The sequence below is a fragment of the Streptomyces sp. BK340 genome (assembly GCF_007827595.1).
Classification (GTDB): domain Bacteria; phylum Actinomycetota; class Actinomycetes; order Streptomycetales; family Streptomycetaceae; genus Streptomyces.
The window spans coordinates 40,119-53,428 of record NZ_VISR01000009.1 but is presented as its reverse complement, the minus strand read 5'-3'; the positions used below and the strand labels follow the sequence as shown (position 1 = coordinate 53,428).

Genomic DNA, 13,310 nt, shown 5'->3' with positions numbered 1-13,310 from the left:
CCCGCCCCGGTGCCCCCGCTCTCCTGCGTACGCGAGAGACTGTGGGGCATGAGCGAGCAGTCCGCCGACCCCAAGACCGTCCTCCTGCGCCGCGGAGAGGTCCACAGCCCCGCAGACCCCTTCGCCACCGCGATGGTGGTGGAGCGCGGCCAGGTCGCCTGGGTCGGCTCCGAGGGCGCCGCCGACGCCTTCGCCGACGGCGTGGATGAGGTGGTCGACCTCGACGGCGCCCTGGTCACCCCGGCGTTCACCGACGCCCATGTGCACACCACCGCCACGGGTCTCGCCCTGACCGGCCTGGACCTGTCCGACGCCCCGTCCCTGGAGGCGGCCCTCGCTCTCGTCCGCGACTTCGCCGCGGCCCGCCCCGACGACCGGGTCCTGCTCGGCCACGGCTGGGACGCCGCCCGCTGGCCCGGCGGCCGCCCGCCGACGCGCGCCGAGCTCGACACGGCCACCGGCGGCCGCCCTCTGTACCTCTCGCGCATCGACGTCCACTCGGCGGTCGTCACCTCGGCACTGCTCGACCTCGTGCCCGGTCCCGGCCGGGCCGACGGCCCGCTGACCGCCGACGACCACCACGCCGTGCGCGAGGCAGCCCTCGCCGCCATCACTCCCGCCCAGCGCGCCGAGGCCCAGCGCACCGCGCTCGCCCACGCCGCATCCCTCGGCATCGGCTCCGTGCACGAGTGCGGCGGCCCGAAGATCTCCTCCGAGGACGACTTCACCGACCTGCTCGCGCTCGCCGCCGAGGTGCCGGGGCCGCGCGTCATCGGCTACTGGGCGGAACAGGACGTCGACCGGGCCCGCGCGCTGGGCGCCCACGGCGCCGCGGGCGACCTCTTCGTGGACGGCGCCCTCGGCTCGCACACGGCCTGCGTGCACCAGCCCTACGCCGACGCGGCCCACACCGGCACCGCCTACCTGGACGCCGACGCCGTCGCCGCCCATGTCGTCGCCTGTACCGAGACCGGGCTCCAGGCCGGCTTCCACGCCATCGGGGACGCCGCCGTCGACGCGGTCGTGGAAGGCATGCGGGCAGCCGCCGAGAAGGTCGGCCTCGCCCGCGTCCGCGCGGCCCGGCACCGCGTCGAGCACGCCGAGATGCTCACCCCCGAGACCGTCGCCTCCTTCGCCGAGCTGGGTCTGATCGCCTCGGTCCAGCCCGCCTTCGACGCGCTCTGGGGCGGGGAGGGCGGCATGTACGCCCACCGCCTCGGCGCCGAGCGGGCCCGCACCCTCAACCCGTTCGCCGCCCTGCTGCGCGCCGGTGTGCCGCTCGCGTTCGGCTCCGACAGCCCGGTCACCCCGCTCGACCCCTGGGGCACGGTGCGTGCCGCCGCGTTCCACCGGACCCCGGAGCACCGCGTCTCCGTCCGGGCCGCGTTCACCGCGCACACGCGCGGCGGCTGGCGGGCCATCGGCCGCGACGACGCGGGCGTCCTGGTGCCCGGCGCACCCGCCGACTACGCCGTCTGGCGGACCGACGAACTGGTCGTACAGGCCCCCGACGACCGCGTGGCCCGCTGGTCCACCGACCCGCGCTCCGGCACCCCCGGCCTGCCCGACCTCACACCGGGCCGTGACCTGCCGGTCTGCCTGCGCACCGTCGTTGACGGACGGACGGTGTTCGTACGGCCGGGCGAGTGATCTCCCGGGGTGGCGCGGTGGTCATCGTTCCCGGTCGCGGCGTCGCCCGACCTGCGCATCCTCTGGGTTCACCGCGGTCGGGTGGGTATCGGTGCAGGTCAGACGGTTGTTGACAGTCGGCGGCCGAGGGCCGGTAGGTTCGGCCGAGTCCACCACCGGACGCCCGACCGGGGAGTGTTCGCGCACTCGTCGCAGCGCCGCTGGGTCAGGGACGGTGTGCCGCACCGGGGCACCGTCACTGGGAGCCAGGCTCAGCGCCCGCGCCGACGAGGGAACGTTCCGGCCGGTCGGCAAGGTGTGACCCGGGTGGGGCCCGGGCGCTCAGTAGACAACGGCTTTCGGTCGTCCCGCAGCCAGCGGGGCCCAGGTCGGCCCGAAGGGCGCCGGGCCCCCATCCGTCGCGGCACGCAGGTACCGAAAAGTATGCTCTTACCCCACTCTTGTGGAATCGACACCAGCGTACGAACGAGAGGGAACGTCATCCCAGGCCGCGGCCACTATGGTGGACGCCTGCGTACGACATGAAGGGGCAGCAGTGAACGACGGCGACGGGACCCTCGCGGCCAAGGCCCAGGGGAGGCAGTTCGGTCCGCTCGGCACGGCCTTGGTGATCATTCCGACCTACAACGAGGCGGAGAACATCAAGACCATCGTCGGCCGGGTACGCAAGGCCGTCCCCGAGGCGCACGTCCTGGTGGCGGACGACAACAGCCCCGACGGCACGGGCAAGCTGGCCGACGAGCTGGCCGCCGAGGACGACCACGTCCAGGTGCTGCACCGCAAGGGCAAGGAGGGCCTGGGGGCCGCCTACCTCGCGGGCTTCCGCTGGGGCCTGGAGCACGGCTACGGCGTGCTGGTCGAGATGGACGCCGACGGCTCCCACCAGCCCGAGGAGCTGCCCCGGCTGCTCACCGCCCTCAAGGGCGCCGACCTGGTGCTCGGCTCGCGCTGGGTGCCCGGCGGCCGGGTGGTGAACTGGCCCAAGTCCAGGGAGTTCCTCTCGCGCGGTGGCAGCACCTACTCGCGCCTCCTGCTCGACGTACCGATCCGCGACGTGACCGGCGGCTACCGCGCGTTCCGCCGCGAGACCCTCGAAGGGCTCGGGCTCGACAAGGTCGCCTCGCAGGGGTACTGCTTCCAGGTCGACCTGGCCCGGCGTGCGGTCAGGGCCGGCTACCACGTCGTCGAGGTGCCCATCACGTTCGTGGAGCGGGAACTCGGCGACTCCAAGATGAGCCGGAACATCGTCGTGGAGGCGCTGTGGCGGGTCACCGCCTGGGGCGTCGGTGAGCGCGTCGGCAAGCTCACGGGCAGGGACAAGCAGGCCTAGGGCCGCTCCGCGGCTCCACCGCTGGGGCCGGTCGTCCCCTTATCCCGCGCTGAGCCGCGCCCAGGCACACTGGGAGCATGACGACTGGCGTTTCCACCTCTCCGTCCACCGCCCGGCCCCGGCGTTCCCGGCTGCGCAGGTATCTGCCGCTGGGCGTCGCCGTGTGGCTGGTGCTGGAGATCTGGCTGCTGACGCAGGTCGCCGGTGCGGCGGGCGGTCCCACCGTGTTCCTGCTGCTGGTGGCGGGCTTCGTCGCCGGCGCCGTGGTCATCAAGCGGGCGGGGCGGCGGGCCTTCCGGAATCTCAACGAGGCGCTGCAGCGTGGCGGGTCGCCGACGCGCGGTGGCGGCAACGGCCTGATGATGCTCGGCGGCCTGCTGCTGATGATCCCTGGGCTGATCTCCGACGCGGCCGGCCTGCTCCTGCTGCTCCCGCCCGTCCAGAAGGCCGTGAGCCGCTTCGCGGAGCGTGCCCTCGACCGGAGCCTGAGCAAGGCCGCCCCGGGCACCCTGGGCGACGCCTTCCAGCAGGTCCGCATCCACCGCCCCGACGGCAAGGTCGTACAGGGTGAAGTGATCAGGGAGGACACCGGCCGGGAGCCGGGGGAGCAGTGGCCGCCCCTGACCCGCTGAGCCGGGCTCGTGACCCGCTGAGCCGGGCCCGGCCGTGCGGCGCTCCTGGGGCAGCACGAAACCGCGGGCGCCGTACGTCTTCACGTACGGCGCCCGCGGTTACTCGTGTGTCTCGCGTTACGCGCTCTTGCGGCTGTCTCGCGGGTGAACGGCGATGTTCATCGCCCCCGAGCGCAGAACCGCCAGACGCTCCTCGAGGACCTCTTCGAGCTCCTCACGGGTGCGCCGCTCCATCAACATGTCCCAATGGGTACGCGCGGGCTTGGCCTTCTTCTCCTCAGGGCCGTCGCCGTCCACCAGGAGTGCCTGGGCCCCACAGACCTTGCACTCCCACTCCGGCGGGATCTCCGCCTCGACCGAGAAGGGCATCTCGAAGCGGTGCCCCTTCTCACATGCGTACTCCACGGCCTGGCGCGGAGCCAGGTCGATACCGCGGTCCGTCTCGTAGCTGGTCACTACGAGGCGCGTACCGCGAAGAGCTCGCTCACTCATGAATCGTGCCTCCCGGGCTTGTCGCCCACAGGACAGGTGTCGCTGTCGTCGTCATCCGGTCAACGTCCGGTCGGCGGTAAAGATTCCCGTTCCGAGTCCCGTTCCGGGTCATGCGTCGCCGTCGTAGCCGCCCCTTGTTCTACCCACAGGCGCCCGGTTTGTCACATCTGCTAGCAGATGTCACCCAGCGTTTCGGCATCTTTGACGCGCAGTAACGGTACGCCTGGCAGGCCAAACGCGTACACTACCGCCCTTTCGCGTCGAGCGCTAAATCGTTCCTAGATCCTTTCCGGAACCGGGTTGCCCGCCTCGCCGATCGCCCGCCGGACCGGAACCCTCGCGAGCAGGACGAAACCGATGACGAAGAAGGCCACCAGCGAGATGATCGCGGAGCGATAGCTCCCGGTCAGCTGGTAGGTCACCCCGAACAGCAGCGGCCCGAGCCAGCTCATCCCGCGGTCGCTCATCTCGTACGCGGAGAAGTACTCGGCCTCCTTGCCCGGCGGCACCAGATGCGAGAACAGCGACCGGGACAGCGCCTGGCTGCCGCCGAGGACCAGCCCGATACCCGACGCCAGCACGAAGAACCAGACCGGCGCCCCGGCGGGCAGGAAGTAGCCGGCCCCCAGGGTGACCGTCCAGGCCACCAACGAGCCGAGGATCGTCCGCTTCGCCCCGTAGATCCGGGCCAGCCGCCCCATCGTCAGCGCCCCCGCCACAGCCAGCACCTGCACCAGCAGTACCGCACCGATGAGCGTCGACTGCCCGAGTCCCAGCTCCTCGGAGCCGTAGACCGAGGCCTGGGAGATCACCGTCTGGATGCCGTCGTTGTAGATGAGGTACGCGAGCAGGAAGCCGAGCGTCAGCGGATGCCGGCGCATGTCCCGGACGGTCGCCGTGAGCTGCCGCAGCCCGGGGGCCGTCGCACGTTCCACGCGCGCGTGCCGGTCGCGCAGCCGGCTCAGCGGTACGAGCGTGAAGACACCCCACCACAGTCCGGCCGAGGCCAGACAGATGCGGACCGCGGCCGTCTCGGAGAGGCCGAAGGAGTCGTGCGCCGAGTACAGGACGAGGTTGGCCACGAGGACCAGGGAGCCCGCCGCGTAGCCGAAGGCCCAGCCCCGGGAGGAGATCGCGTCGCGCTCCTCGGGCGGGGCGATCTGCGGCAGGTAGGAGTTGTAGAGCATCATCCCGACGGACTGTGCCGCGTTCGCCACGATGAGGAGCACCCCGCCGAGCAGATAGCGGTCGCCGTCGAGGAAGAACATGCCCGTCGTCGCCGCCGCCCCCGTGTACGCGGCTGCCCCGAGCAGCGGCTTCTTCCGGCCGGTACGGTCCGCCGCCGCGCCCACCAGGGGCATCAGGACGACGGCCACGATCACCGACAGGGACACCGAATAGGCGAAGAAGGAGCCCGCCCGGACGGGTATCCCCAGCGGATGCACATAGCCGTCGGCGTCGGCCGCCTTCTCGGCCACCGCGGTGAGGTACGGGCCGAGGAAGACAGTCAGAACGGTCGTCGAATAGACCGAGCACGCCCAGTCGTAGAAGTACCAGCCGCGCTGTTCGCGCCGCAGCCCCGCGGCCTCGTCGGCCGCCTGTGTCCGCACGGTCTCGGTGCCCACCCGTGCCCTCGCTTCCCCGCTGAAGTGCCGTGCGAAGGCGCGGCCCGGTCGTCCCGGGTCCTCAGACCCAGACGCCGCGGTCCTCCATGACCTTGCGCAACGTGTCGATGTGATCGGTCATGATGCCATCGACACCGAGCTCCAGGAGCCGGTGCATCCGCTCCGGTTCGTTGATCGTCCACACGTGAACCTGCAGCCCGAGCGCGTGGGCGGCGCGGACGAAGCGCTCGTCGACCACCGGGACGCCCGACTGGGCCTCCGGAACCTGTGCGGCGACCGCGGAACGGCGCACCGAGGCCGGCAGCCCCCAGGAGCGCAGCCGCAGACTGAGCACCCCGCGGGTGCCGAACGAGGTGGCCAGCCGCGGCCCGGCCAGCCGCTGCGCCCGCAGTACCCGCGCCTCGGAGAACGAGCCCACACAGACCCGGTCCCAGGCGTTCGTGCGCTCGATGAGCTCCAGGAAGGGGCGCAGCGCAGGCTCCGCCTTGAGGTCCACGTTCCAGCGGACCTCGGGGAAGGTCTCCAGCAGCTCCTCGAAGAGCGGCACGGGTTCCCGTCCTCCCACGCGCGCGTAGGCCACGTCCCGCCACGGCAGGTCGGCGATGCGGCCCGCGCCGTCGGTGACCCGGTCGAGCGTGCTGTCGTGGAAGGCGACGAGCTTGCCGTCCGCCGTCGTGTGGACATCGGTCTCGATGTACCGGTAGCCGAGGTCGACCGCGCGCCGGAACTGCGCCACGGTGTTCTCCAGGCCGTCGGCGGCCCCGCCGCGGTGGGCGAAGGCGATGGGGCCCGGGTGGTCGAGATAGGGGTGGCGTATCGCGGTGGTCACGGACGCAGTATCGCCCCTTCCGGTTGCCCGGTGGCAACGATTGTGCTTCGCCCCGGTGCCGAGGGGGCGGCGAAGACGCGCAGGAAGAACTGGGCGAGCGGGCCGATGGACAGTGCGTACAGGACGGTGCCGATGCCGACGGTGCCGCCGAGGGCGAAGCCGGTCGCGACGACGGTGACCTCCACGACGGTGCGGATCAGCCGGATGGAGCGGCCGGTGCGCCGGTTCAGCCCGGTCATCAGGCCGTCGCGCGGGCCCGGTCCGAAATCGGCGGAGATGTAGAGGCCGGTCGCCATGCCGTTGAGCACGACGCCCGCGAGGAGAAGGGGCACCCGGACGGCGAGGGAGTGCACGTCCGGGAGCGCGGCCAGGGTGGTGTCCATGGCGAAACCGATCACCAGGACGTTGGAGACGGTGCCGAGCCCGGGGCGCTGCCGCAGCGGGATCCACAGCAGCAGGACGGCCGCTCCCACCATCGTCAGGACCAGACCCATGCTGAGCCCGGTGAGTTCGGCGAGCCCCTGGTGCAGGACGTTCCAGGGCTCCAGCCCGAGACCCGCCTTCACCAGGAGCGCGGAACTCGCGCCGTACAGCGCGAGCCCCGCGTACAGCATGAACAGACGTCGGCCGGGACGACTGGATCCGGGACGGCCGAATCCGGGACGACCGGGGTGACCGGGGCGGCCGGGAGTGGACATGAAATACCCCCCTGGGTGGTGACAGTGGCCTGATGCATGTCACTCTGTGGCTTGGAGTGGAAACCCATCCATGGCCAATTCGGGGAAGGTGGACTGATCGTCATGACGCAGTGGACCTCAGCGGTGGGGGCCGCGCAGCTCGCCCGACTGCTCACCTCCCAGCAGGACCGCCCGGCAGGCCCCGGCACGCGCCGTCCGCCCGCCTACCGCGCCCTCGCCGACGGCATCCGGCTGCTCGTGCTCGAAGGCCGCGTGCCGGTGGCCGCCCGGCTCCCCGCGGAGCGCGAACTGGCCCTGTCCCTCTCCGTCAGCCGTACGACGGTCGCGGCCGCCTACGAGGCCCTGCGCACCGAGGGCTTCCTGGAGTCCCGGCGCGGCGCCGGCAGCTGGACCGCCGTACCGGCGGGCAGTCCGCTTCCCGCGCGCGGACTGGAACCGCTGCCCCCGGAGGCCCTCGGCTCGGTGATCGACCTGGGCTGCGCCTCGCTGCCGGCGCCGGAGCCCTGGCTCACCCGTGCGGTGCAGGGGGCGCTGGAGGAACTGCCGCCCTACGCCCACACACACGGCGACTACCCGGCCGGACTGCCGGCCCTGCGCGCGATGATCGCCGAGCGCTACACCGCACGCGGTATTCCCACCATGCCCGAGCAGATCATGGTGACGACCGGCGCGATGGGTGCCATCGACGCGATCTGTCATCTCTTCGCGGGCCGCGGCGAGCGCATCGCCGTCGAGTCGCCGTCCTATGCCAACATCCTCCAGCTGATGCGGGAGGCGGGCGCGCGACTCGTGCCCGTCGCCATGGCCGAGGGGCTGACCGGCTGGGACGTGGACCGCTGGCGTCAGGTCCTGCGCGAGGCAGCGCCCCGGCTCGCCTACGTCGTCGCCGACTTCCACAACCCGACGGGCGCGCTCGCCGACGAGGACCAGCGGCGTCGGCTGGTGGACGCGGCCCGCTCGGCCGGGACCGTGCTCGTGGCCGACGAGACGATGACCGAGCTGTGGCTCGACGAGTCGTTCGGCGAGAGCGCGATGCCGCGCCCGGTCTGCAGCTTCGACCCGGCGGGCTCGACCGTCGTCACGGTCGGCTCGGCCAGCAAGGCATTCTGGGCCGGCATGCGGATCGGCTGGGTGCGTGCCGCCCCGGACGTGATCCGCAGCCTGGTCGCGGCGCGTGCGTATGCCGACCTCGGCACGCCCGTGCTGGAACAGCTGGCCGTGAACTGGCTGTTCAGCACGGGTGGCTGGGAACAGGCCGTCGCCCTGCGGCGCAGCCAGGCGCGCGAGAACCGGGACGCTCTGGTGGCCGCCGTGCGCCGCGAACTGCCCGACTGGGAGTTCGAGATCCCCCAGGGCGGCCTGACCTTGTGGGTCCGCGCCGGCGGCCTCTCGGGCTCGCGGCTCGCCGAAGCCGGGGAGCGGGTCGGAGTCCGTGTCCCCTCCGGCCCCCGCTTCGGCGTCGACGGCGCCTTCGAGGGATACCTCCGCCTGCCGTTCACGGTCGGCGGAGCGGTCGCGGAGGAGGCGGCTGCGCGCCTCGCGGCGGCGGCACGGCTGGTGGAGGCCGGGGCGACCGGTGGCGCCGAGGCGCCGCGCACGTTCGTGGCGTAGGCGAGCCGGCCGCTCCTGGTTCGGTTGCGGGTGTGCGGTGGCTGGTCACGCAGTTCCCCGCGGCCCTGGCGAGTTGCGGCGGCGCCCGGCCGCAGCCGACGGTCGCCTACGAACTCTCGGCAGCCACTGCCTTTGCAGCCAGCGGTTCCGTCTCGGGTACGGCTTCGACAGGAGTCGTCCGCGGCGGCAGCAGATCCAGCACCGCCTGCCGGTCGGCATCGGTGGTCGCGTCGTCGTAGGGATCGGGAGTCGACGGTACCTGGAGCCGATGTACCGGCCCCGACCCCAGCCGCGCATACCCCCGCCCGGGCGGCACGTGTGCCGGCGTCGTCGTGCGCGCCCGCATCCCCAGCACCGCCTCCACCTGCTCGGGCGCCGCGGGTCCCAGCACGACACGCGCGCGCGTGTACTGGCGCACTCCCTCGCTCAACGCGTCCACGCTGTCGAACTGTTCGGCCACGACCACGGTCACGTTCGCCGCGCGGCCGTGCCGCAGCGGCATCTGGAGGAGGGACTGTGGATCCCTGCGGCCGTCCGCGGCCATGAGGTGGGTGAAGACGCTCGGCCGGTCCAGCAGGACCCACAGCGGGCGCCGGGTGTCCTCGGGCGGGGCGTCGCCCGCCTGCCGGGCCCGGTTGACGGCGATGAGCCGCCGCTCGGTCTCCTGTGCGGCCCACTCCAGGCTGGCCAGGGCCCCGGCCGGTGCGCATTCCACGGCCAGCACGCCGTCCCGTCCGATCAGACAGGCGTACTCGCCGGTGCCGCCGCCGTCGACGATCAGTACGTCGCCGTACCGGAGCGCCTGCAGGGCGATCGAGCGCAGCAGGGTCGAGGTGCCGCTGCCGGGGTGACCCATGGCCAGCAGGTGCGGCTCGGTCGAGCGGATGCCGGTGCGCCACACGACCGGCGGGACGTCGTGCTGTTCCTCTTCGTAGGAGAGGGGGAGCGTCCGCTGGACCTCGCTCGGATCGGTGAACCCGAGCACGGTCTCGCCCGGCGCGGTGACGAAGCGCTGGGCGGCGATGCCGGTGGGGAGCGGAGCGAGGACGGTCACCGTCAGCCGGTTGCCCTCCTCGTCCCACTCGAAGTGGTACTCACGGCCCCGCCCGGCCTTCGCGGTGAGCAGCTGCTCGATCCGCGCGCGGGCCGCGGCTTCGCCGTCCGGGAAGTACGCGGGGTAGCGGATCACGAGATGACCGAAGCGACCGCCGTCGTCGAACTCGTGTGTCTCGAAGGCCTTTTCCCACTCCCCGCCGTGTGCGTACAGCGGAGTCGGGTCCTCGGCGGTGGAGAAGTACGGCACGAGCGCCTCGTACAGGGACTGGAGCCGCTCGGTCTGGGACTCGTCCGGCCCTTCGGGGGCCGGCGGGGTGCGGTCGCGGCCCTGCCAGGCCGCCGCCGCCATCAGGGTGATGGCGGCGAGCAGCGGTCCGTACGGAACCATCGCCACGAACAGGACCATCGAGGCCGCCAGGAACAGCAGCGGGCCACGCTTGTCCTTGGGCGTCTCGGCCCACCTGCGCCGCCCGGCCGAGGCCAGCCGGCGCAGCCCGCGCGAGATGGTGATCAGCGGGTGGAGGACATCGGTGGCACTGTCGGCCGCCGTCCGGGCCAGCTCCCGGCTCCGGGCGATCTGCGTCCGGGCGATCTGCGCGCTGTCTTTGCTCAGAATGCGGGGGAGAGGGCGCCGGGCCACTGCTGTCTCCTGTCGGTGCGTACGGGCGGGAGGCGGGGCGTCAGAACTTGATGCCGCCGAGGAGGCTCGCCAGGCTCTCGCCGCCGGCCTTGATGCTGGGGGCGATGGCCGTGCTCGACAGGTAGAAGCCGAACAGGGCCGAGACGGCGGCGTGTGAACCCTTGAGCCCGTCCTTCCTGAAGAAGAGGAAGACGATGATGCCGAGCAGGAGCACGCCTGACAGGGAGAGGATCATTTGAGGTCTCCTGGTGTCGAGAGGGGACAGTCACCATGAGTACTTCCAGGATCACAGGATGTATCTATACGATAAAAGGTGCAACCGGGTGAAATTCGGTAGATTTCCCCCGTCCAGCGGAGCCGTCGTGGGCCGGTTGAGCAGGGCGCTTGCGTCCGGCGGGGTCTGCAGTGATCTTTACCTCGGGCACTTCGGGTCATGTGAGGCGCGAGCCAGTACCCTTGCGATTCACCTGAACGGTTGTAAGAGAGGCGGTCCGGCCGATGAGTGAAGCCCCCGACCCCGAGGTCGTGGAGCTGGCGACCAAGATCTTCGATCTGGCCCGGCAGGGGCAGGCCGAGGAGCTGGTGGCGTACGTCGACAAGGGTGTTCCGGCCAACCTCACCAACGACCGCGGCGACTCCCTCGTGATGCTCGCCGCCTATCACGGTCACGCCGACGCGGTGCGCGCCCTGCTCGCCCGGGGTGCGGACGTGAACCGGATCAACGACCGAGGCCAGACCCCGCTCGCGGGGGCCGTCTTCAAGGGTGAGACGGAAGTGATCAAGGCCCTCCTGGAGGGTGGCGCCGATCCCGCCGCGGGTACTCCCTCGGCCGTGGAAACGGCACGCATGTTCGGTAAGGCGGAACTCCTGGAACTGTTCGGCGCACACTGATGCGGATGTCCTGACCAGGTACGACACACATAACGGGGGAGGCGGTACGGGGCCGCCGGAAATACGGTCGCGGCAGCACACACCGCGGGTCATCATGACGACGTGATTCACGGACGCGATGGCTGGGCAGGTGTTGCCGCACCGCGCGGGCCGTGATGCGGTCCGCATGGGCCACCTACGAGAGGCAGAGAGAAATGGTCTACAGCAAGCAAGAGACGGCGGGCGCTCCGACGTTGTGTCACGCGGCCAGGTAGTGCGTGTTTCCCGGTTGCGTCGACGCTTGATGTGAGGCTGTTTCCCATGTTCGATCCGGTCATAGCGCCCAGCGGTACGCTGCTCGGCCTGCTCCAGCGCGGCCGTGGCGACGGCACGCTGCACGCGCTCACCGCCCCGCGAGCCGAGGCGCTCGCGGCCCTGAACCACTGTGTGCTGCGAGACCCCCGCCACGACTGGCAGGTGGAGAACCGCTCGCTCTACTACGCCCGGCTCTACCTCGACCTGAACGGCGAGCTGGACGCCATCGAGGCGCACCTCTTCGACCCCGAGGACGTCCTCGACACCGACGAGTCCCGCACCGGCCTGGCCCTGGCGGTCCTCGGGCACCTCGCCTCCTACGGCAGGCGGGACGCGCTCGAACTGCTGCGCAGGTACGCCGCCCACGGGTCCAGTTGGGCCTGGGCCCTGGACGAGCTGGCCCTCAGGGACGACGACGCGGGCCTGCGCGCCCTCGCCGCCCCGGTGCTGGCCCGCTTCCCCGCCGACTCCGAGGGCGAGGCCGAGCTGGCCGCCGCCGTGCGCGACGCCTTCGAGCCGAGGCCCTGGCGGCTGTGGGCCGAGGATCCGCGCGAGTCGATCGCCACGCGTGTGCGTGCCGCCCAGGAGGCCGGCTGTTTCGACCGCTGGCAGCGCCAGATGCGGCCCACCGGGCCACGCCCCGGATGGAGCGTGCGAGCCGTCTTCGAGTGGGCCCAGCAGGGCATCGAGCGCGGCGCCGCACTGCATGTCCCGGCCGCCCGCTGCCTGGTCGCCGTGGCCGGCCCCGAGGACCGGCCGGAGATCCTCCAGGCCGCGAGAAACGGCATCGACGGCGCCCGCTGCACGGCGCTGCGCTACCTGGCCGACAGCAACGACCCCGACGCCCTCGACCTGATCGAGGCCGCCGTCGCCGACGGGACGACGGTCGTCGTGGAGGCCGCCGTCGACGCCTTCGAACGGATGCGCAGCATCGCCGCCGTGGACCGTGCGCGCCGCTGGGCCCAGCGCCCCGACGCCCTCGGCGCCGCCGCGGGACGCATGCTCGCCTGCCGCGGCGGAGCCCAGGACAGCGACCTCGTCCTCGGCGCCCTGCGCGAGGCCGTACGGGGCGAGGGCCCCGACGCGCCCACCCTGTGGACCCTGGTAGACGGCGCCGGCCGCCTCGGCATCGCCTGCGCGGCCCCCGTCCTGCGCCATGTCTACCGCGAGACGGCCTCCTCCCATCTCCGCGGCCGCGCCGCCCGCGCCCTGGCCGCCACCGATCCCTCCTTCGCCACCGGATTCGCCGTCGAATGCCTGTGGGACTGTGAGGAGACCACGCGGGAGATCGCCGCCCGGCACGCCGAGACCGGCGACGCCCGGGTCGTCGAACGACTCCGCCGCCTCGCCGCCGACCCGGCCGAGGAGGACGAGGTACAGACAGCGGTCCGCAGCCGCTTCGGACCGGACGCACCGGCCATGTGACCTCGCCGGGCACCGTCACACGCATACGGGACGGGCGGGAGACCGCCCGTCGGGTGAACACCGGGTGACCCGCGGGTCAGGCGGACATGGCGGCCGGCTGGCCCGCTCGGGTGTGCAGTCCAACGCTCATGGGACGT

General features: G+C 72.1%; 12 protein-coding genes. 6 read left to right on the top strand and 6 right to left on the bottom strand.

What is annotated here, in order from left to right:
* Positions 1-48 precede the first annotated feature (48 nt).
* From FB157_RS18180 to fxsA, 3 genes are all read left to right on the top strand, one after another.
* Positions 49-1,650: an amidohydrolase gene (locus FB157_RS18180; RefSeq protein ID WP_145880987.1), complete on the top strand. Its 1,602-nt coding sequence runs from the start codon at positions 49-51 to the stop codon at positions 1,648-1,650.
* Between the two features lie 535 nt (positions 1,651-2,185).
* Positions 2,186-2,980: a polyprenol monophosphomannose synthase gene (locus FB157_RS18175; RefSeq protein ID WP_145880986.1), complete on the top strand. Its 795-nt coding sequence runs from the start codon at positions 2,186-2,188 to the stop codon at positions 2,978-2,980.
* A 77-nt stretch (positions 2,981-3,057) separates the two neighbouring features.
* Entirely contained in the window at positions 3,058-3,612 is a 555-nt protein-coding gene (fxsA, locus tag FB157_RS18170) for an FxsA family membrane protein (protein ID WP_145880984.1), read from the top strand.
* Positions 3,613-3,729: 117 nt separating this feature from the next.
* Here fxsA and FB157_RS18165 read toward each other — a convergent pair whose 3' ends face one another.
* The 4 genes from FB157_RS18165 to FB157_RS18150 all read right to left on the bottom strand — a co-directional run bounded on the left by FB157_RS18165 (position 3,730) and on the right by FB157_RS18150 (position 7,256).
* Entirely contained in the window at positions 3,730-4,104 is a 375-nt protein-coding gene (locus tag FB157_RS18165) for an RNA polymerase-binding protein RbpA (RefSeq protein ID WP_003977404.1), read from the bottom strand.
* Positions 4,105-4,382: 278 nt separating this feature from the next.
* Positions 4,383-5,729: an MFS transporter gene (locus FB157_RS18160; protein ID WP_145880982.1), complete on the bottom strand. Its 1,347-nt coding sequence runs from the start codon at positions 5,727-5,729 to the stop codon at positions 4,383-4,385.
* Between the two features lie 61 nt (positions 5,730-5,790).
* Positions 5,791-6,558 carry a glycerophosphodiester phosphodiesterase gene (locus FB157_RS18155; protein WP_145880980.1) on the bottom strand — a complete coding sequence of 256 codons (768 nt, stop codon included), beginning with the start codon at positions 6,556-6,558 and terminating at the stop codon, positions 5,791-5,793.
* Entirely contained in the window at positions 6,555-7,256 is a 702-nt protein-coding gene (locus tag FB157_RS18150) for a YitT family protein (protein ID WP_145880978.1), read from the bottom strand. The genes FB157_RS18155 and FB157_RS18150 overlap by 4 nt, the downstream gene beginning before the upstream one ends.
* Before the next feature lie 102 nt (positions 7,257-7,358).
* On the opposite strand from FB157_RS18150, the gene FB157_RS18145 reads away from it, so the two are divergent.
* Positions 7,359-8,867 carry a PLP-dependent aminotransferase family protein gene (locus FB157_RS18145; protein ID WP_145880976.1) on the top strand — a complete coding sequence of 503 codons (1,509 nt, stop codon included), beginning with the start codon at positions 7,359-7,361 and terminating at the stop codon, positions 8,865-8,867.
* 106 nt (positions 8,868-8,973) lie between these two features.
* Here the strand turns inward: FB157_RS18145 and FB157_RS18140 are convergent, their stop codons facing one another.
* Together FB157_RS18140 and FB157_RS18135 are read right to left on the bottom strand one after the other, a co-directional pair.
* Complete coding sequence (locus tag FB157_RS18140; RefSeq protein WP_145880974.1) at positions 8,974-10,563, bottom strand: hypothetical protein; 1,590 nt, start codon at positions 10,561-10,563, stop codon at positions 8,974-8,976.
* Between the two features lie 40 nt (positions 10,564-10,603).
* Entirely contained in the window at positions 10,604-10,798 is a 195-nt protein-coding gene (locus FB157_RS18135) for a hypothetical protein (RefSeq protein WP_094220804.1), read from the bottom strand.
* Positions 10,799-11,061: 263 nt separating this feature from the next.
* Between FB157_RS18135 and FB157_RS18130 the strand changes: the two genes are divergently transcribed.
* Positions 11,062-11,454: an ankyrin repeat domain-containing protein gene (locus tag FB157_RS18130; RefSeq protein ID WP_145880972.1), complete on the top strand. Its 393-nt coding sequence runs from the start codon at positions 11,062-11,064 to the stop codon at positions 11,452-11,454.
* 300 nt (positions 11,455-11,754) lie between these two features.
* Positions 11,755-13,173, top strand: a complete 1,419-nt coding sequence (locus FB157_RS18120; RefSeq protein ID WP_145880970.1) for a HEAT repeat domain-containing protein — start codon at positions 11,755-11,757, stop codon at positions 13,171-13,173.
* Positions 13,174-13,310: the final 137 nt, after the last annotated feature.

Bases quoted from the DNA above. Each gene is read 5' to 3' on its own strand.
- FB157_RS18180 (WP_145880987.1), top strand. From the start codon at position 49: ATGAGCGAGCAGTCCGCCGACCCCAAGACCGTCCTCCTGCGCCGCGGA.
- fxsA (WP_145880984.1), top strand. From the start codon at position 3,058: ATGACGACTGGCGTTTCCACCTCTCCGTCCACCGCCCGGCCCCGGCGT.
- FB157_RS18165 (WP_003977404.1), bottom strand. From the start codon at position 4,104: ATGAGTGAGCGAGCTCTTCGCGGTACGCGCCTCGTAGTGACCAGCTAC.
- FB157_RS18150 (WP_145880978.1), bottom strand. From the start codon at position 7,256: ATGTCCACTCCCGGCCGCCCCGGTCACCCCGGTCGTCCCGGATTCGGC.
- FB157_RS18145 (WP_145880976.1), top strand. From the start codon at position 7,359: ATGACGCAGTGGACCTCAGCGGTGGGGGCCGCGCAGCTCGCCCGACTG.
- FB157_RS18135 (WP_094220804.1), bottom strand. From the start codon at position 10,798: ATGATCCTCTCCCTGTCAGGCGTGCTCCTGCTCGGCATCATCGTCTTC.
- FB157_RS18130 (WP_145880972.1), top strand. From the start codon at position 11,062: ATGAGTGAAGCCCCCGACCCCGAGGTCGTGGAGCTGGCGACCAAGATC.
- FB157_RS18120 (WP_145880970.1), top strand. From the start codon at position 11,755: ATGTTCGATCCGGTCATAGCGCCCAGCGGTACGCTGCTCGGCCTGCTC.